General features: G+C 42.1%; 14 protein-coding genes. 11 read left to right on the top strand and 3 right to left on the bottom strand.

Going from position 1 to position 19,757, the window contains the following annotated elements; translation table 11 throughout:
* Window positions 1-233 precede the first annotated feature (233 nt).
* Window positions 234-1,733: an acetyl-CoA hydrolase/transferase family protein gene (locus tag I2I13_RS24005; protein WP_195650725.1), complete on the bottom strand. Its 1,500-nt coding sequence runs from the start codon at window positions 1,731-1,733 to the stop codon at window positions 234-236.
* Window positions 1,734-1,913: 180 nt separating this feature from the next.
* A complete protein-coding gene (locus I2I13_RS24000) occupies window positions 1,914-2,387 on the bottom strand; it encodes a ferrichrome ABC transporter substrate-binding protein (RefSeq protein ID WP_195650724.1) in 474 nt (157 codons plus the stop codon).
* A gap of 336 nt (window positions 2,388-2,723) precedes the next feature.
* Between I2I13_RS24000 and miaB the strand changes: the two genes are divergently transcribed.
* Window positions 2,724-4,097 (top strand): tRNA (N6-isopentenyl adenosine(37)-C2)-methylthiotransferase MiaB, encoded by a 1,374-nt coding sequence (gene miaB, locus I2I13_RS23995; protein ID WP_148367735.1) that lies wholly within the window; start codon window positions 2,724-2,726, stop codon window positions 4,095-4,097.
* An 82-nt stretch (window positions 4,098-4,179) separates the two neighbouring features.
* Here miaB and I2I13_RS23990 read toward each other — a convergent pair whose 3' ends face one another.
* Window positions 4,180-4,893, bottom strand: a complete 714-nt coding sequence (locus I2I13_RS23990) for a S24 family peptidase (RefSeq protein ID WP_195650723.1) — start codon at window positions 4,891-4,893, stop codon at window positions 4,180-4,182.
* Window positions 4,894-5,375: 482 nt separating this feature from the next.
* Here I2I13_RS23990 and I2I13_RS23985 point away from each other — a divergent pair, with 482 nt between their 5' ends.
* The 10 genes from I2I13_RS23985 to I2I13_RS23940 all read left to right on the top strand — a co-directional run bounded on the left by I2I13_RS23985 (window position 5,376) and on the right by I2I13_RS23940 (window position 19,377).
* Window positions 5,376-5,777: a hypothetical protein gene (locus tag I2I13_RS23985; protein ID WP_148367737.1), complete on the top strand. Its 402-nt coding sequence runs from the start codon at window positions 5,376-5,378 to the stop codon at window positions 5,775-5,777.
* Between the two features lie 21 nt (window positions 5,778-5,798).
* Window positions 5,799-6,668 (top strand): DUF4373 domain-containing protein, encoded by an 870-nt coding sequence (locus I2I13_RS23980; protein WP_195650722.1) that lies wholly within the window; start codon window positions 5,799-5,801, stop codon window positions 6,666-6,668.
* Between the two features lie 204 nt (window positions 6,669-6,872).
* A complete protein-coding gene (locus I2I13_RS23975) occupies window positions 6,873-7,391 on the top strand; it encodes an HU family DNA-binding protein (protein WP_120079432.1) in 519 nt (172 codons plus the stop codon).
* A 101-nt stretch (window positions 7,392-7,492) separates the two neighbouring features.
* Window positions 7,493-8,020 carry an N-acetylmuramoyl-L-alanine amidase gene (locus I2I13_RS23970; protein WP_195650721.1) on the top strand — a complete coding sequence of 176 codons (528 nt, stop codon included), beginning with the start codon at window positions 7,493-7,495 and terminating at the stop codon, window positions 8,018-8,020.
* Between the two features lie 5 nt (window positions 8,021-8,025).
* On the top strand, window positions 8,026-8,121 hold the full coding sequence (locus tag I2I13_RS23965; RefSeq protein WP_005681936.1) for a smalltalk protein: 96 nt from the start codon (window positions 8,026-8,028) through the stop codon (window positions 8,119-8,121).
* A 150-nt stretch (window positions 8,122-8,271) separates the two neighbouring features.
* Window positions 8,272-11,400: a hypothetical protein gene (locus tag I2I13_RS23960; protein WP_229128714.1), complete on the top strand. Its 3,129-nt coding sequence runs from the start codon at window positions 8,272-8,274 to the stop codon at window positions 11,398-11,400.
* 47 nt (window positions 11,401-11,447) lie between these two features.
* On the top strand, window positions 11,448-16,334 hold the full coding sequence (locus I2I13_RS23955) for an RHS repeat domain-containing protein (RefSeq protein WP_229128713.1): 4,887 nt from the start codon (window positions 11,448-11,450) through the stop codon (window positions 16,332-16,334).
* Between the two features lie 67 nt (window positions 16,335-16,401).
* The gene (locus I2I13_RS23950) at window positions 16,402-17,136 is read left to right on the top strand and encodes a hypothetical protein (RefSeq protein ID WP_148367803.1); all 735 of its coding nucleotides are present in this window, start codon (window positions 16,402-16,404) and stop codon (window positions 17,134-17,136) included.
* 176 nt (window positions 17,137-17,312) lie between these two features.
* Window positions 17,313-18,341 (top strand): JAB-like toxin 1 domain-containing protein, encoded by a 1,029-nt coding sequence (locus I2I13_RS23945; protein ID WP_195650719.1) that lies wholly within the window; start codon window positions 17,313-17,315, stop codon window positions 18,339-18,341.
* A 10-nt stretch (window positions 18,342-18,351) separates the two neighbouring features.
* On the top strand, window positions 18,352-19,377 hold the full coding sequence (locus I2I13_RS23940) for an Imm65 family immunity protein (RefSeq protein ID WP_195650718.1): 1,026 nt from the start codon (window positions 18,352-18,354) through the stop codon (window positions 19,375-19,377).
* The last annotated feature ends 380 nt before the right edge of the window (window positions 19,378-19,757 follow it).

Raw genomic sequence — 19,757 nt, 5'->3', positions numbered from 1 at the left:
TGCATAGAACCATATTGTCAAGAGGGCTTCGCACCAAACAATTACTCGTAAAGCACGCCTCTTTAGGCTACTGTTGACGGAACAACAGGTTCAGACATTATGCTGAACAATTACTTGTACGACTTCTTGTCGCACCTAATATACAAAAATATATGTATTTTGTTTATCAGAGAATACAATTATAGTAGCCTTGAATCGAATACAGTAAATGCTATATTCTATTTACTTTGCGTTTACTTTGCGTATTCAGCCCAATTGGTATTCTTCATATCGCCACTTTTAGCCAACTCTGCGTGCATGCCCAGTGCAGCCTGAATAGCGTGCGGAGTCTGTGCTCTGTTACCGGCCAGCTTGAGGTAATCCCAAAGAAGCTCTTTATAGTCAGGATGTGCACAGTTTTCGATGATGGCTTGTGCGCGTTCTTTCGGGCTCTTGCCACGAAGATCGGCAACACCTTGCTCGGTGATAACGATATTGACATCGTGCTCTGTGTGGTCGTGGTGGGATACCATCGGTACGATCGCACTGATTTTACCTTCTTTGGCCACAGACGGACAAGTGAAGATAGAAATGTAAGCGTTGCGGGTAAAGTCTCCCGAACCACCGATGCCGTTCATCATTTTTGTTCCGCCGATATGGGTAGAGTTTACATTGCCGTACAGGTCAACTTCGATGGCTGTATTGATGGAAATGACACCGAGACGGCGTACTATTTCCGGGCTGTTTGAGATTTCCGACGGACGGAGAACCAGTTTATCGCGGAAGAAATCCATATCGTTGTAAATACCTTCCAGACAGTCGTTTGTAACAGTCAGTGAGCAGGCACTACCGAATTTGATACGTCCTTCGCGAATCAATCCGATCACGGAGTTCTGGATTACCTCTGTGTACATCTCAAATGCAGGAATCGTTTTGTCACGTCCCAATGCACCGAGTACGGCGTTGGCGATGTTTCCTACACCCGATTGCAAAGGCAAGAAACTAGGCGGGATAATACCGCGTTTCATGTCGGCAGCAAGGAAGTCGGCAACATTCTGTCCGATTTTGTCGGTCAACGGATCAGCAGCAGCGAAAGAACGCGCTTCATCCGGCCAGTTGGTTTCCACTACGCCTATAATCTTTTTCGGGTCTACCTGAACGTAAGGCAGTCCGATACGGTCACTCGGTTTGTAGATCGGTATTTCGCGGCGGTAAGGCGGGTCGAGCGGTTCGTATACGTCGTGCATACCCATACCGGATTTGCTGTGTGCGCTGTTCAACTCCACGATAATCTGGTCGGCAAGACGGCAGATAGTCGGCGAAATACCACCGGCGGCAGTCAGATAAATCTTTCCGTCGGGAGTCACTTCGCAGGCTTCGATAATGGCTACGTTCACTTTACCCATGAACCCGTAGCGCACTTCCTGTGCCATTTGTGAGAGATGTATGTCGTTGTAGGCAATCTCTCCGTTGTTCACAGCTTTGCGGAAGTCGGCGTTGGTAGTATAAGGAGCGCGGTAGCGGATGGCTTTGGCGCGTGACAGTACACCGTCACAGGATTCCCCTGTTGATGCGCCTGTGAAAATTCCTACTTGAAACGGGTTTCCTTTCGCATGTTCTGCTTCAGCAATTTTTGCGAGTTCGGCTGTTACAGCCTTGGCCGTTCCGGCGGGAGTAAATCCGCTTAGGCCGATGTTGTAGCCATGTTTGATCAGGCTTGCAGCTTCCGCTGCCGAAATACGATTGAATGACATAAATAGTAAATTTCGTGTTAAAATACAGTTGATATTTTATCGGTTAATAATTCGATATCTTATTAAAATTTCAGGCACGGATTACACGGATTTCACGGTTTTCGGAAAGTTAGGGATTGCATAAAGCAATAGCGTAATCCGTGTAATCCGTGCCTGAAATATATGTCTTTATAATTTCCGTCAGTATTTCCGTTGAAGTATCTCCCCCCAGATAATGGCTCGGCGGGCTTCTTCTGCCGAATGAATTGTGAAGTCTTCGTTGTTATCGGATGATTTGTTGAGAGCGTCGTAATGAGAACCTTGCCTGTTGTTCAATTGATCTTGCGCGGCACTGTTTGCCAGGGATGCGGCAACGGAAACTTCTTCTCTTTTCTTTTTCTGCTTCGGAACTTGTCCGGGTGGCGTCTGTTGTGAATGCTTTTTCCGGGTTGGCGGTTCGATAGGTTTAGGCTGGAACAATTCTTCCAGCGACTTGGGGCCGCCCCATGCCTCGGGCATAGGAACTGCATCCGGAGCTACTTCAACGGGGGATGGCATCGGGGAAACGGGGCGTTTATTCTTAGCTTTTTTCGATTTACTATTCTTATTCACCTCTTTGAATATTCCCACAAGAATGACACCTGCTATCAAGAGAAATTTCAAAAAATCTTCCATTGTGTTTCACTGCTAATTAGTTATCTGCCAAAGTTACGTATTTTATCTGGTTCAGGCTAACTTTTTAGTATGAAAAAAGGGCAGCTTCACAGCTCCCCTTAATTTTTTTAACCTAAACCTTAACTATGAAAAAATCTAATGTTTCTTTCATTGCACAAATGTGAAAAATAAATTTAAATTTGCCAAGCATATCGCCTAAAAATGTTTATTCCCTTAACATTAATTACAAATTTGCTTGCCAAATCATAAGTTTTTGCGTTATTTTGATATCAATTCACTACTTATTGAAAGCGAAGCCGTATCTTTGCATCCGAATTTTTAAACTAAGATTTGAGTATGAATGAATTAACGGGAGCGGACTTTAAATCCGCAACTGAAATGAATGATGACAACAAAAAGTTGTTTATCGAAACCTATGGCTGCCAGATGAATGTAGCCGACAGTGAGGTGATTGCCTCGGTGATGCAAATGGCGGGTTATTCCGTAGCCGAAACGCTGGAGGAAGCCGATGCCGTGTTTATGAATACCTGTTCCATCCGCGACAATGCGGAGCAGAAGATTCTGAATCGCCTGGAGTTTTTCCACTCGCTGAAGAAAAAGAAAAAGCACCTGATTGTAGGTGTATTGGGTTGTATGGCCGAACGGGTAAAGGATGATCTGATAACGAATCATCATGTCGACCTCGTTGTGGGGCCGGATGCTTACCTGACGTTGCCCGACCTGATTGCCGCCGTAGAAACTGGTGAAAAAGCAATCAATGTGGAGCTTTCTACTACCGAGACTTATCGGGATGTGATTCCGTCGCGTATCTGCGGCAATCATATTTCGGGTTTTGTATCCATCATGCGTGGCTGCAATAACTTCTGCACCTATTGCATCGTGCCCTATACTCGTGGACGCGAGCGTAGCCGTGACGTAGAAAGCATCCTGAATGAAGTGGCAGACCTCGTGGCGAAAGGCTATAAGGAAGTCACCCTGTTGGGGCAGAATGTCAACTCTTACCGTTTTGAAAGACCGACAGGCGAAGTGGTTACTTTCCCGATGTTGCTCCGAACGGTGGCTGAAGCAGCTCCGGGAGTGCGCATTCGTTTCACAACTTCCCATCCGAAAGACATGAGCGATGAGACGCTGGAAGTAATTGCGCAAGTCCCCAATGTGTGTAAACACATCCATCTGCCTGTGCAGAGCGGCAGTTCGCGTATTCTGAAACTGATGAACCGTAAATATACCCGTGAGTGGTATCTGGACCGGGTGGCAGCTATCAAACGTATCATTCCCGATTGCGGATTGACTACCGATATTTTCTCCGGTTTTCATTCTGAAACGGAAGAGGATCATGCCTTGTCACTTTCGCTGATGGAAGAATGTGGATACGATGCTGCTTTCATGTTTAAATACTCCGAACGTCCGGGAACGTATGCATCGAAGCATCTCGAAGATAATGTGTCCGAAGAGGTGAAAGTGCGTCGCCTGAATGAGATTATCGCTTTGCAGAACCGTCTGTCTGCCGAATCCAACCAGCGTTGCATCGGTAAAACGTATGAAGTGCTTGTAGAAGGAGTTTCCAAGCGTTCGCGCGATCAGCTGTTCGGCCGTACGGAGCAGAACCGTGTGGTGGTGTTCGACAGAGGTACGCACCGTGTAGGTGATTTTGTCAACGTGCGTGTCACGGAAGCCAGTTCGGCTACGCTGAAAGGGGAAGAAATCTGATTTTACCACAGAGGACACGGAGGACACAGAGTTTCAAGGAAGAAAAAGACCTCTGTGTCCTCTGCGTCCTCTGTGGTGAACCTTACATCATCATGTGTCTCCTGATGGAGAACTTCACAATTGCCATCGCATTGATGGACGCGAATGGAATATCCATCGGCTCATGATGAGTATTATAGCTCACGAGCTTTAAATACCCTTCTTTTTCCGAACGATTCACGTACTTCACCGCCAGATACTCGTCTCCGTCAATCATAAACGACACCAGGTATATTTCCCCGTAAATCACGTTGTCGAAACTGCTAATTTCCTTGTATCCGATAATATCTCCCGATTTCAATATAGGATACATGCTGTCTCCGTTGACGTAGACTGCTCCGTCGCAGACGGAAATATTCGGAATCAATATCTTTCCCAGTGCATACTGCTTTTTGTTGGTGAACAATGTTTTCAGGTTCGCAGCTGCCGTAATGTCGTATAATGTCACGCTACGGTCGTCTATCGGTTCGGGTGTTTTCGGATTGTGTATAATTTCGACTTCTCCCTGCACCAGTTCACTTTCACAAAATCTCGGTTGGTGTTTCGGATTCCCTTTTCCCAATAATAACCAATTGTAGTCCACTTTGTCCCCGAATTTGTCAAGCAGCAGACGAAAATCAATACTGTTTCGTGCTCCCCAATTGGTTACTGTTGCTCTCGAAACTTCCAGATATTCAGCTAGTTCACTGTCTCTCTTTAAGTTCAATGCCTGTTTGGCACGCTTGATGATACCTAATACATCCAAATTTGTATCCATTCTGTTTTTTTATTTAAAAGACTAATCCCGGATTTATAAATGGCAGCTATAAAATGGCTGACTAAAAAATGTGTTTACTATATGTTTATAATCAATGACTTGTAAAATAGTTAAGATTAAAAATGAAAATCGCTGTTTTATTTATGAAAAAAATATTCTATCTTTGTCCCATTGATTAATAGAAAACGTTTCAAAAATATAAATTAAAAACGGATATGCCATGCAAAACTTCAAGAAAAACACCGAAACCTTGAAAATTTCTCATCCGCCGCCTGCGGAAAGCTTGCTGATACCTGTTAACAGCTATTTCCTCAAGTGTTAATAGCTATTTCTCTAACCATTAATATCTGAGACGCCAGATGTTAATACCTGGCAATAGGATAACAAAAGGATAACATATTGTATACGAATACTCCGTATTTGAATGATTACAGACCTGACTGATAGAAACTAGTATTTATAATTTATAATTGGATAACAAAATGAAAAGCTCAAAAGTACAAACACTGTGCGTTTGCGGATGTTGCAAACGCTCTCTTCCGGCAAGTGCCTTTTATATCAATAAGAAAACCGGTCTTCCCGGCAACTACTGTAAAGAATGTCGTAAAACTGTCAGCCGGAACCACCGGAAGAACGAGAAATGCTCCCTGGCATGCAACAGGGAAAGCAGTTATCCGGTAATTACCTCTACGGAAGATCCCACGTTGCGGCGGGAACTTATTCTGCATGCCCTTGAAACCGTAGCTGCCAGCATTGAACGGAAAAGGCGGAAAGTCCGTGAATCGGAGTTTGAACCCGAATCAGGTTCTGAATCCCAATCCGGATCAGTCTTTGAATTGGAATTAGAATCAAAATCAGGATTAAAATTAGAATTGGCAGACTGATTTATAAAAACAATTTATATCATGGGACGAATAAAACAAGGGCTTGACTATTTCCCTTTGAATACCGATTTTATGCACGACCGTGTCGTACGCCGTGTGATGAAGCGTGAAGGCGATTCCGCCTTCACAATCCTGCTCTATACCCTGTCTTATCTATATTCGGGCGAGGGTTATTATATTCATGTCGACGATGACTTCTATGACGAACTCTCCGACCAGCTCTTCAGCACGGATAACGATAGTGTCCGGCGGGTGCTTCATCTGTTTGTGGAGTACGGTTTCTTCGATTCCTCTCTCTACGAACGTTACGGCATCCTGACTTCCGCCGACATTCAGCGGCAGTTCCTTTTTATCACTAAACGTCGCAGCCGCCGTCATATTTCTCCGGACTATTGTCTGCTGCCGGATGAGGAAACCGTACACTCCACCCTTCCGGATGCTGTTGCAGAAACCCCGGATATTGTAACGCAAACCCTCGATACTGTAACAGAATCCCCGGGTACTGCAACAAAAAGCACCCTCATAAAAAGAAAAGAAAAAGAAAGGAAAGAAAACATCCTCCCTAACCCTCCTTTGCCCAAAGGAGGGGATGAGGAAGAAGAAGGAGGAGATTTTTCAAACAGAAAACCGACGAAGAAGAAACACGAACTGACACAGTCGGATATTGACCGGATGCAAGCTCCTGCTGACGGACACCCGCGCAACCTTTCCGGACTGTTGGATAACCTTCGTCTTTATCATATTCCTCCCTCCGAACAGTATGCAATCGTGCTGAAAAGTAATTACGGAGAAATCGGTGGTAAGGTTTGGAAGGGTTTTGGTGTCATTCGGGCAAGTGCCGGAAAGATCAAACTGCCCGGTCATTATTTGTTGAGTGTCCTGAATAACTGAATTAATAAGGATTGTGATGCTGTTTTGTTATGTAATATGTTGTAAATTAGTAATATAATAACAGATTTCTATATTAACGAATTTATTAACGCACACTTTTAAAATCTCTTGCACAGACAGAAATAAGGTCTTATATTTGCATTGTCGATAAGCTTAAAGACACAGACTAACTAGAATTATTAACGACTAAAAACTATTACAATTATGCCAGTATTGTACAAACCCTTCCAGTCAACTCTGGAAGACAAAAAAAGCGGTAAAAAACTCTTCTATCCCCGAGTTGTACGTTCGGGAAACGTAGATTCCGCACAACTTTCGAAAGAAATAGCAGCCTACTCTTCCCTCTCTCCGGGTGACGTAAAAAACACACTCGACAACCTTGTGACGGTGATGGGGCAACACTTACAATCTTCGGAAAGCGTAAGCGTGGACGGTCTTGGTACCTTCCGTATGGTGATGGTGGCTCGCGGCAAAGGTGTGGAAACCTCTGACGAAGTGTCGGCTGCACAGGCTACGCTTACCGTCCGATTCCAACCGGCGACTACCAGGAACCTTGACCGCACTACCGCTACCCGTTCGATGGTGACCGGTGCGAAGTGTGCTCGTTATGATAAACTTGTTTCCGATGCGGGTAGTGCGGAAGGCGGTAACTCCGGTGGAAGCGACAAGCCCGGTGGAGGCGGTAATGAAGGAGGTGGAGAAGCACCCGATCCGGCTGCATAAATGGTGTCACAGCAGTGAATAGTACACAAAATGTAAACGACAAACTTCGTAGGCTTAACTAAACATTTGACTTTTAACTAAACTAGAAATCATCCACTAACATGAGGATTATCAACTTGATTGTGGTGCATTGCAGCGCCACGAGGGAGGATTGTACACTTTCTCCGGAAGATTTGGACCGGTTGCACCGACGTCGCGGATTCAACGGAACAGGCTATCACTATTATATCCGCAAGGATGGAACAGCGCATCTCACCCGAGCAATCGAACGTGTCGGAGCACACGCAAAAGGTTTCAATACTCATTCAATAGGTATCTGCTATGAAGGTGGTCTGGACTGCCGGGGACGCCCGGCAGATACCCGGACTCCGGCACAACGGGCTACTCTCCGGCAACTTGTTGAGCAGTTGCAAAGGAAATTCCCCGGCTGCCGGGTATGCGGACACCGGGATCTTTCGCCCGATCTCAATGGGAATGGTGAGATAGAACCGGAAGAGTGGATTAAATCGTGTCCGTGTTTTGAGGTGGCAAAGGAATTCAAGGAACTTGAGGAGTTTGCTATCAAAACAGAAAAAACGGAAGAACACAGAGTAACACAACACATTAAAGAACAGAAAGGAGGTAAATGATGGCAATGAAGAAATCAGTTTGGGACATGATCCTGAAGGTGGTTATCGCAGTGGCTTCGGCTTTGGCCGGCGTTTTGGGCGCTAATGCGATGAATTTGTAAAAGCATAGAGTTAAGTAGTAGTTCTTCCATGAATCATGATCTTGTGAAATGGAAGGGCTCTGCTAATTCACTTTGTATTGACTGAACTATTTTATTGATGAATAATTGAAAAAACGAATTATGAATTATCTATATACGAATAAAAAAATAATGCTAAAGAGGCTATTCCTTATATTGTCAGCCTTTTTTGCGGCTTTGTCTGCCAATGGGCAGAGTGAAGATGGAATTAATCTGGATGTTCCAAGATTTGTTCCACTTTCTCCATCGGCTACGGCTATGGTGAAATACCAGTCTTATCCTGTAGATCATTGTACGGGAGTACCTGACATAACGATTTCCTTGTATGATATTGTGGCAGGAGAGGTTACCATACCTGTTACCTTGTCCTATCATGCTTCGGGGCTTAAACCCAAAGAAGGGAGCGGATATGCGGGAACAGGCTGGACATTGAATCTCGAACCGTCTATAGCCCGGCAGGTGGTTGGGGTGGCGGACAATGACTATTATGGGTGGTTTGATCGATATTTCTCTCAAAATACAGTCCCCGGTGATGAAAGAGACAGATTGATTTATTATGGGGAGATGGTAGATAATAAACGGGATACACGTCCTGATAAATTCACTTATAAATTGCCGGTCGGTGGTGGAAGCGGATATTTTTCAGACAGGTCTTCCCCCCTTATTACTGTGCCTCATAACAGCGATGTTGTAAGGTATGCTGAAAGTGATATGAATATAACAGATGGAAATGGCGTCAAATATTTGTTCAACGGTGTACACGAGAAGATGAATGATATTATTACCCGCTGGATGTGTACCTCTATTTGTTCAGCCCGTTATCCGCATCATACATTGGTTAGTTTTCAGTATCAAACGCTTCAGAATCAATTGGAACCTGGTTCATATTATAATTTGAATGACAGGCTGGTATTTGATGAAAGGGATAAAGACGGGAGTCCCAAATTGTATCTGATGGAACAAAAAAGCGGTGGCAATAACTATTATCAAATCACTGCAGGCAGATCGTCAGGTTCCTCCTCCTCCTTACCCAATGCCAATAAAGAGAGCGTTTCGAGCTATGTAGCGAATATGAGTTACCCATCAGGTAGTTACTGTGCGGAGGGTAGAATGAGCACTACCCGATTGACGCAGGTGGGTTTCATGGGAAACAGATTGTCTGTCAGTTATAAAGCGGTAGGTGAAGTGCCTAACAATACAAGCGTGTTAGATAAAATGCAAGTGACGGATGAGAATGGAGAAGTGGTGCGTACTATTACCTTTTATGTAACTCCCTATAATGGAAAAACCTCTTTGACCAAACTTGATTCTGTACGTATCTCCGCTCCCGGTGTAGAATCGCAAACTTATTCATTCAGGTATGTGGGTGTAAACAGCGTTCCTTCCATCTATACGAAGGCTGTAGACCATTGGGGGTTTATGAACGGTTCGGAAGCGAGTGCTAATGGTAGTAAGTTGACGGTGCCGAACTTTTCAAAAAGAATACCTTTACCGGATACCAATAACACGGGAAGAAAAGACACTGTATTATTTGAGAATACAGTCGGGATAGACCGTGAAGCGTCTGGCAACATTGTGGGTATTCTTGACCGGATAACAGATCCGCAAGGTGTTGAAACCTCTTTCTCTTACGAAGGTAATTACGGCGCATTTCGTGACAATAACCAACGGGCGGAGTATAGAGACTATCTCTATCCGGTTGGCGGCTTGCGGGTGAAGAGCATAGAAACCTACGATCCGAAAACAAGGAAAAGAATCTGTAAGAATTATAGATATGGTCTGACGGTTGTCAATGATGAAAAGTATGAACCCATTTGGGGTGGCGGGGCTGTCAAGCACATAGTTACAGAGCGCGATTATTGCTCCACAGTGACACAAGTATTGGACAACGGACAATTTTTATGGAACGAATACTTGACTGTCTATCATTCAATGCCCGTATCTAATATCACATTTCGTAATGGAAGTCCGGTGATGTACAATGTTGTCAGTGAAGAGATATTGGGAGGAGGCATTTCACAAAAGACCGTCTATTACTATCATGTGGATGCGCATGCTTTTGAGGACGTTCTGCATTGGGAAGATGGAGAGAATACATCCGCTTCTGTCCGGAAGTTTATGTTGAATCAACCGGAAAACGTTTTGAATCGACTTGGACGGATGCTTCCCGGACATCCTTATGAACCTTCTGATGATTTTGTTACAAGCTATTCTGCGACCAACCAGAGAAATGGGGCACTTATGCGCATAGACCGTTTCGACGGGCAAGAGCTGGTGTCATCTGTCCGATACAAATATAAGAAAGTAATTGCTGGTCCGTATAACATTCCTGTGGACCTTCCTGTCCGGAAGCTGATGGTGGATGTTGATTTGTACATGAAAAAACCGAATGGACTGCTTGACAAGCCGGTATTTGTGGTTGACAATGACAATACCCATTCCGCTACGAATATGAGGACCACTTATTATTTGGATTGTGAAACGTATTGGGCCCTCGATAAAGAAACGACACAATACTACTGCAAGGTGAATGGGAGACGACAGATGATGTCGACAGAAAAGCAATATACGTATGACGACGGGCATCTTTACAAACCCGGCTCCTCGCTTAAGCCATGTAGGGTGGATTTTACAAACAGTGACGGTATACAGTTTTCGGATCACTATACCTATCTGGATGGTTATCCTGCCATACTTTCTTTGCACAAACACGTCGAAGACGAGCAAAGCACGGAAAAGAGAGCCTTGTTCAAGTCCGGTACATGCCTTCCGGAGAGGGTACAGTTTAAAACCGACCGAATGGCGGACTTTCGTGACGAGGTCGTATACAAATCGTATGACAGTAATAGCAATGTGTGCGAAATTGCAGCAAAGGACGGGACGCCTGTTCTCTTTATTTGGGGGTATCGCAACCGCTATCCCATAGCCAAGATCGAAAATGCCACCCGGCAACAAGTGGCTGTGGCGCTTGGTTATGATGGAAACATCGAAGACGTTTTCGGTGATTGGGCTTCACTTGCCGTACCTACTGAAGAGATATGGGATAAGATAAACTCTCTTCGTGAGAGACTTCCCGGTAATACGCGGGTTACCACCTATGAATATGCCCCTTTGCAGGGAGTTGTTTCCATTACCGATCCCAATAATGTCATAACGAAATTTGAATATGATAATTATAGCCGGCTGACAGATCGTTATTATCTGGATGCGGACACCCGTAAGGTAATGCTTCAACAGTATATTTATCATTTTGGTAAATGACCAGTAATTCAATGAATGGTTTAATTTGATAATGAATTTGATTTTTTATGAAAACTTATATCTGTTTATTTTTCTTGTTGTTCTGCTCTGTCGGTTCGTGGGGGCAGTCTTTGGAAGAACGAATGGCAACGGCCATCGATATGGGTACGTATTCGGAACCGTTTACTTATGAAGATACCCAGAATACAGCCCATTTTAACTGTGGATTCACACCTCCGACTGATATGGATAATACGGGAGTGTTGATATCCAAGGATGTTTTTTACAAATTGACTGTGACGCAACCTATGAAGATTAGAGCCAGTGCAAAACCCAGTATCACTTATGATGGTACTGTTTTCCTGCTCAATTCTTCGGGTATTCTTCTAAGTCGTGCGATTTATGTAGAAGAAGCATGGGGAGATTATGGATATGGTCTGCTGCCTGGCGTGTACTATCTGGTTGCTAAACCTAACATCTATGAAGGTCATAAACCGGTGGATGCGGAAGATGTTACTATTTATGTAAAGACAACGCCTCGTGAGACAGGCGAGGATTTTTACAATCCGTTTGAGTTGGGGACATTTGGTGAGAATTTCGCGTTGACCGAATTTATAGATACGGATCCGTATCAATGTGATTATAATGCCAGTGACAACTATTGGGACAATTATTTTCGGCATGATTTAATTTATCGCTTCACTCTGACAGAACCGATGGAAGTTTGTCTGGATGATAATGGAACTGAATGTCCTAGGGAAGGGGATTCTTACAGTGTTCACCTTCTTTCCGCTTTGCATGATCTTGTTGTTCCCATCCGCACGCAAAAGCTTGGTACAGACTACGAGCTGAATGTGTATGATTTGGGCGCGGGCACCTATTATATTTATATTTATGTTGATGCACCTATTTGGGGAGTGAATTATAAGATGAACTTGAGCGGACGGACATACGCTCCCGGTATTAGTTTCTCCCGTCCTGTTGATATAGGCAGTCGGGCGGACAGCTTTCAATATACAGATGTTCAGAACTCGGAACTCATGTCCGGCAACTTTCCGGAGAAAGCCGGCAATGAAGTTTTCTATCGGTTGGAGCTTGAAAATCCGATGGAACTTCAAATAGACAATTGCGGTTCGGAAGTTGCAGACACCTATTTGCAGGTGTTTTCTCAAACGCAAAAGTTATTATATTCCAATGACGATTCGGATGGTGACAGTGGATGTGCGGATACAAGAAGTGCCCGCATCCATATACCCGTGTTGCTTCCCGGCGTCTACTATATTGTGACCGACGCGGAAGAGAATGGGAACATTTCCCTGTCCGTGAACGGGCGGCTTCTTGCACAAACGGGAGACACAAAAGCGCTTCCCATCAATGCCGGAACATATAAGGCAGGGCTCTTCTTTTCCGATACCCGAGATACCTCTATAGACTATACGGATGCTTATCCGGCAAGACCTACGAATGACGTATTTTATAAGTTGGTATTGCAAAAGGAGATGGATGTGGTGTTCAGTCATTGCGGTTCGGAACTGGAAGATACCTATATGAGCATCTTGAATGAATCCGGTGAGCTCCTTTATAGCAATGACAATTATGCGGGAGAAGGGCAGTGTGAGAATGAGAAACATGCCTACATCGAGGTCAGGAAACTTCCTTCAGGCACCTATTATGTTGTTTCGGAAGGCAGTGTCGGTAATGGACGGATCACTACGACAATAGAGGCACCGAACTTTAGTGACGCATTGTGTACGACCGAGGGCCAGCCCTGTGTGATTACCCTGACTCCCACTGTCGCCACAGATGATCTCTCCCGACTGCAGACCCGTGATTATCTTCGCGAGATACAATATTTTGACCATTTCGGCAATCCTTCCCTGCATATTTCTCACGGTGCCACTCCTTATAGGACCGACCTGCTCACATTGCAGGAGTATGACGGGATCAACCGCGAGTCCAAACTTTGGCTTCCGGTAGCAGAATCGACTGCCGGCGGCGCCTTTCTTCCATCTGCGGAAGTCAGCGAGGCCGTTTGCAAGGCAAGTTATTATGAGGCAGACAGCTCTCCCTTCAGCTATCCTGAATACGACAGCTCTTCGTTGAACCGGATTGTCAAGAAGTATAGTCCCGGATCCGCCTGGAAAAACCATCCGGTCAAAACAGACGTGTTGACCAACATCGGAAGTAAAGATGCTGTTGATCGGGTCGACAGCTGCTTTATCGTGTGTCGCTATAGCATAAAGAATGACAGTTTGGTTTGTGCCGGTAAGTATGATGTCGGCGCATTGGAAGTGGTTCGCACGATAGATGAAGACAATCATGTGAGTTATGAATTTAAAGACAAGGCCGGTCGCATAGTTCTCGTTCGTCAGTCTGATGATAATCAACTATCTTATGATACGTACCATGTTTATGATAACTATGGCAACCTGCGCATGGTGTTGCCTCCGATGGCAGCCGATTGTTTTTTCGATGAAGGAGAATGGTCTGAAACGGCTCCCGTTCTTCAGCAATATGCCTATATCTATCATTATGATGCTGTTGGTCGCTGTATCTACAAGAAACTTCCGGGATGCGATCCTGCTTATACCGTTTATGACGCTGCCGATCATCCTGTCTTTACTCAAGACGGGGAACAGCGTGAGCGGAACGAATGGAGTTTCAGTATTCCCGATGCTTTCGGCCGGGCGGTATTGACCGGAGTTTGTACGAATGTGTTGGATTATGCTTCCAATCCTTTGGATACTATCGTCGTGTATGCCGATTGGGCAAATGCGGAGAATGAGTTGAAAGGCTACCAATTGGAAGGTGTAACCTTAAATTCTCCGATCATTCAGTCTGCCAGCTATTACGACCACTATGAGTTTTTGGGTAAGAACGGCATCCCCAATGACATGGCCACTGTTTACGTTGAGGAAACAGGCTATGGCAAGCGTAATGCAGGTGGCTGTAAGGGACAGCTGACAGGAATTTGTACATCCCTCCTCTCTTCCCGCCCGGGTACTTTTACGTATTCAGTGATGTATTATGACGACCGTTACCGGATAATCCAGCAAAGGGGTAATAATGAGCTGGGCGGTACGGAGATTGTCCATACGGCTTATAATTTCTCGGGAAATCCCTTGGAAGAAAAACGTATACATACAGTTCCGGGTACTGAACCAATCGTAGAATTGCACCGATATACGTATGACCATGCCAACCGTCTATTGAAGACCAGCTATCAGCTGAATGATAATACTCCGATTGTTTTAGTAGACAATGTGTATGATGAGATAGGTCGTTTGAAAACTGATAAACGTAATGGTGTATATGAGTTACGAACTGACTATACATATAATCTTCGTTCGTGGCTAAAAGGCATTAATGGTCCATTGTTTAACCAGACGCTTAACTACCAGGAAACACTAGAGGGAACTACTCCCTGTTATAATGGTAATATCAGCCGCATGTGTTGGCGGAGTGGCGAGGGTGGCATAGTTACTGATTCGCAAGGTAAGGGTTACAGTTTCACTTATGACGGTCTCTCCCGCTTGAAAGATGCTATTTATGGAGAAGGTACTAACTTAAAACAAAACCGTAACCGCTTCAATGAGCAAATAACCGGCTATGACAAAATGGGTAATATTCTGGGCCTGCTTAGATACGGTCAAACCGATGCGGATTCTTACGGTCTGGTTGATAATCTGAATCTGACTTACAATGGCAATCAATTACAGTCTGTTTATGATAATGCCACCAACTCTGTATTTGGTAACGGTATGGAGTTTAAGGATAATGCCAATGAAACGGTAGAGTATGAATATGATAAAAACGGCAATCTGACTAAAGATTTAAACAAAAATATAACTGGAATTCAATATAATATCTTAAATTTGCCTAGTCACATTAGCTTTGCTGACGGAAGTCATATTGTATATGAATATGCTGCAGACGGTAGGAAAGTCCGTACCACGCATACAATAAACAATAACGTTACGTCCACCGTTTATTGTGGCAATGCGATCTATGAGAACGGGATTTTGAAGATGTTGCTGAATGAGTCTGGTTACTATAGTTTCCAAGATAATAAATTCCATTTCTACATTAAAGATCATCAGGGAAATATCCGTGTAGTTGCTGATGAAGCCGGTAAAGTCGATGAAGTGAATGATTATTATCCTTTTGGTGGTTTGATGTCTAATGCAGGCAATAACGTTCAGTCTTATAAGTATAATGGTAAAGAGTTGGATCGGAAAGGCGGATTGGATTGGTATGATTATGGAGCTAGACATTATGATGCGGCAATAGGTAGATGGCACGTGGTGGATCCGATGGCGGAGAAATATTATGGATTAACTCCCTACAATTATTGTGGTAATAATTCTATAAGATATATAGATCCTGATGGGATGGACTGGTATAAGAGGAAAAGAGAAAATAATGGGACAGATGAAGAAGATGATGAATGGGAATATTACTATAATGAGGATATACATTCTCAAGAACAATTGGATAAAGCGATCAGAGGAGCAAGATATTTGGGAAAAACTTATCAAAAAGATAATATTTATTATTCTTTATTTGGTAGTAAAAAAGATGCAAAAACTTTGGCTGGTATCATATATAAAAAAATAGATGAAGCAATAATTTCTGAAACTATTCCCAGAAATACTAGAAGCAGCAAATATGACACAGAGTCTATAGGAAGTCCCATGACTGATTTCTCTATTGAGGGCATGAATTTTAAATCATCTCGTTTTGTTGGTATAGATACCCATAGAAATGAATATAGTATAGAATATGAAGGAAGTGATAGTGGTATCTATTATGTCTTAGGTGGAGATATGAAGGCACAACTAGAGGATTGGGTTGGAAATAGGGATATGCCTAAAGATTTTGGAGGATGGCAATCTGGAGAAAAGGCTTATTTAATAAGGTTTGTAAATAAAAAGGACATGATGTTGTTAGCTTGAAATATTCAGCGATGGGCGCAGGTTCGTTGATAAATAAACATAGACGATTATTTTATAATAAATAGTTATGAGAAAGATAATATTATACATATTGTGTGGCTTTATGTTTGTCTTATGTAGTTGTAGGAGTGTTAAATTGAACAATGTGTCATCTGATTACAATTTTAAGTATGATTTATATCATCACATTAAATTGTTTTATCGTGTTTATTTGCGATATCCTACTGTTGTTGAATTACAGCATTTTTGTTGGGAAATGATCAACGAAATCAATGATAATGCTTTTACTTCGTTTGATGAATATGAGAGTTCTTTGACGGCAATAGCGGCAGGACATGATGATTTGTTGCGGTGTTTGTTATCTAATACTGATTATATTTCATTTAAGCGGGCGACAAATGGATTGTATGTACTTTTAGGTGGTAAGAAATGGATAAAAATAGAACTGGATGTGTGCGAGATGCTAAAAAATGGACGTTACTTAACGTATATATATGATTCTGTGGGACATGAAATACCAATAGATGACGTTTTTGTGGATAGCCTTTATTCTGGAATGAAGGCTATATGTCAAAAACACTTACCTGATTCTATGTTGGTGGATGATGATGCTCAATTATGTCTTTTAAGATATGAAAGAAATGTTAGATATCAGGTGTATTGTCCACTAAATTATAAAATAGAACAGAATGATCATATGAGTGAATTAGGTTGTTTCTTGGATACATTCTTACTAAAAAGAAATGCTCAAACGATTCAAATTGCAACCGTTTTTCCGCAGTCTTATTTTAAAGAGAACTAGACTAAATTTCTTAGAATAAGATAAAACTACCTGATTGATAGACTTTACTGTTTATTAAGCAGGTAGTTTTTAACGGAGTCCTTTGATTCTACAGGTAGATATTTTGAAAAACAGGAGAATCAAATATTGTATATGAATATGCTGCAGACGGTAGGAAAGTCCGTACCACGCATATTATGAATAATGATACAACAATAACTGTTTATTGTGGCAATGTGATCTATGAGAACGGGAAGTTGAAGATGCTCTTGAATGAGGCGGGATATTATAGTTTCCAAGATAATAAGTTTCATTTCTATCTGAAAGATCATCAGGGTAATGTAAGGGTTGTTACTGATGAGGCAGGTAATGTTGATGAAGTGAATGATTATTATCCTTTTGGTGGTTTAATGTCTAATGGATGTAATAACGTTCAGCCATATAAGTATAATGGCAAAGAGTTGGATCGGAAAGGTGGATTGGATTGGTATGATTATGGGGCGAGGTATTATGATGCGATGATAGGAAGATGGCATGTACCTGATATATCAAGCGAGAAGTATTATAACTGGAACTCATATACATTTTGTAAAAGTAGTCCAATATTGAGAGTTGATGTTGATGGAAAGGATGATTATGTTATAAACGAATCGGGAAAATTATTTAATACTACTCCTGTGAAGATGAGAGGTAAAAGCCCAACAGATAATTTATTTCTTTCTACAGATCGTTCGATAATGGTAACAGTTAACAGTGGATTGCTTGGCGAAATGTATAAGGTGCAAGGAGAAAATAATAATTCGTTTTCTTATTATGGAAGTACACAAGACTTGGAGACGGCTGTAGCTGTTTTTAAATTTGGGGCAGATTATACATCTGTGGAATGGAAATTGGATGTGTATGACGATGATGGTACGAGAACTGCGGTTGTCACGACAGATCGAAATTCATATGGAGTTAATGGCGAGAACGCTAAAAATGAACTCTCTGTACAAGGAGATAAAATTATAGATATTCATTCTCATTTGATTGGAGGAACTAAGGGAGGAGCTGGTAATGATTTTAATTTGGCTAAATCCCAGCGCAGAAATGCAGTTTATCTAAAAGATAATGGACTAAAGAAAGATAGAAAAGGAATGTTGTACGAATATACTAAAAATCAAAGTCGGGTAAAATCTATTCGAATATTGGGTAATACAGATTTAGTACGATATGTAAAATATTAACAATATACTTATGAAGAACTTGGTTTATGTTATCTTATTTATTTTATTGGGAGGATGTGTTTCCCCCTCTTTTTCGCCAGTGGAGATACATCAACGAGTGGCAGAACAAGTTAAAGTATTGATAGATAGTGGATATCTACAAACGCCATATATTGAAATAAATGAAGTATTATCAAATGATTCCAGCATTATTTATAGTATTAAAGGGTCGGATTCTCCAGGTTCGGATGGTGCAGAGTTGCCTTCTAAAGTGATGACCTATAAAGGGAAATATCTTTGTTTTATAGAATTAGATGAGCAGGAAATGTCGCGAACTGAATTGTTTGAAAAAGGAATTGTGGCGGATTCTAATTTTCATGAGAATCTCCATTTGGACGATGGGTGGGTATTGGCTCTTCGGAAATATGAAAATGGGTCAACTTTGGTAAAAAAGGTATTATCATCGGCTTTTCTTTTTGAATATCCGCAACTTTGGTCCTATTTTTCGGGAGAAACACCTCAAGGAAAACCTGCATTAATGGCTTTGTTTACACATGATATTATTGTTCCGGATTCGTGTATTTCTACTCTTTTTGATTTAGAACTGGATAGTATGAGATACTATATAAGAAGATTTAGTGGGAAGATTAGTGTGAGAAATTTAACAGATTCTATATTATTAATGAATAATCCAACGAGGAATATGTGTTATGCAGTAGTAAATGGAGAGGATACATTAAAATTAATATTAAGGGATTCATTGCCTGTTATGATTGGACCTCATGGCTATCGTTCTTTACGGTATGATAGTGAGATACCTTATTCATTTCTTGGAAAGTTGCCTGATCGAAATGTTTGGATGTCGATGTATAAGCTGTTCAGTGATTCAACTTTTTGTTTCTTAAATATCAATGGAGCACCACAAAGTTTTAGAATAATTCATGGTGGAAATTATTTTAGTTATTTAAGGGATTCATTGTCATTAAGAAATAGATATATTTATAATGAAGGCGTTGATGATAAAGAAGAAAGAATACGTAGATTTTTTAAGTGGTAATTTGTAGAGAAATAGATTGATAGTTAAATATCGAACATTTTAAATTGTATTACCCTGATATAGGTTGACTATTTTGTAATCTCATTTGGTTGCTGCCCTGATATGGAATTAGAAATTATTCTGTGTCAGGGTATTTTTTACATAAATGCGGAAATGAAAAGTTGTTTTCTCAATATAATATCTTAAATTTGCCTAGTCACATCACTTTTTTTATTGTTATGGTTTGCCTGCGGTTTGGTTTATGTTGGCACAAGGAGCAAAGCGGTGCCATGATAGAGGTACACACAGGTTGGTATCAAATAAGTAAGCATCCGATAAAGTCCCCGTTTTCTCTGTCATATTTTCATAGCACCTTTGCCTGTGCAATATTGCATGAACTT

The sequence above is a fragment of the Bacteroides sp. D55t1_190419_B8 genome (assembly GCF_015558905.1).
Classification (GTDB): domain Bacteria; phylum Bacteroidota; class Bacteroidia; order Bacteroidales; family Bacteroidaceae; genus Bacteroides; species Bacteroides vicugnae.
The sequence above is the reverse complement of the archived record's forward strand: the minus strand, read 5'-3'. Positions and strand labels throughout refer to the sequence as shown.

Excerpts from the sequence above, each read along its gene's own strand:
- I2I13_RS23955 (WP_229128713.1), top strand. The coding sequence starts at position 11,448 with ATGAAAACTTATATCTGTTTATTTTTCTTGTTGTTCTGCTCTGTCGGT.
- I2I13_RS23965 (WP_005681936.1), top strand. The coding sequence starts at position 8,026 with ATGAAGAAATCAGTTTGGGACATGATCCTGAAGGTGGTTATCGCAGTG.
- I2I13_RS23960 (WP_229128714.1), top strand. The coding sequence starts at position 8,272 with ATGCTAAAGAGGCTATTCCTTATATTGTCAGCCTTTTTTGCGGCTTTG.
- I2I13_RS23950 (WP_148367803.1), top strand. The coding sequence starts at position 16,402 with ATGAGAAAGATAATATTATACATATTGTGTGGCTTTATGTTTGTCTTA.
- I2I13_RS23980 (WP_195650722.1), top strand. The coding sequence starts at position 5,799 with ATGGGACGAATAAAACAAGGGCTTGACTATTTCCCTTTGAATACCGAT.
- I2I13_RS23970 (WP_195650721.1), top strand. The coding sequence starts at position 7,493 with ATGAGGATTATCAACTTGATTGTGGTGCATTGCAGCGCCACGAGGGAG.
- I2I13_RS24000 (WP_195650724.1), bottom strand. The coding sequence starts at position 2,387 with ATGGAAGATTTTTTGAAATTTCTCTTGATAGCAGGTGTCATTCTTGTG.
- I2I13_RS23975 (WP_120079432.1), top strand. The coding sequence starts at position 6,873 with ATGCCAGTATTGTACAAACCCTTCCAGTCAACTCTGGAAGACAAAAAA.
- I2I13_RS23940 (WP_195650718.1), top strand. The coding sequence starts at position 18,352 with ATGAAGAACTTGGTTTATGTTATCTTATTTATTTTATTGGGAGGATGT.
- I2I13_RS24005 (WP_195650725.1), bottom strand. The coding sequence starts at position 1,733 with ATGTCATTCAATCGTATTTCGGCAGCGGAAGCTGCAAGCCTGATCAAA.
- I2I13_RS23945 (WP_195650719.1), top strand. The coding sequence starts at position 17,313 with ATGAATAATGATACAACAATAACTGTTTATTGTGGCAATGTGATCTAT.
- miaB (WP_148367735.1), top strand. The coding sequence starts at position 2,724 with ATGAATGAATTAACGGGAGCGGACTTTAAATCCGCAACTGAAATGAAT.
- I2I13_RS23985 (WP_148367737.1), top strand. The coding sequence starts at position 5,376 with ATGAAAAGCTCAAAAGTACAAACACTGTGCGTTTGCGGATGTTGCAAA.
- I2I13_RS23990 (WP_195650723.1), bottom strand. The coding sequence starts at position 4,893 with ATGGATACAAATTTGGATGTATTAGGTATCATCAAGCGTGCCAAACAG.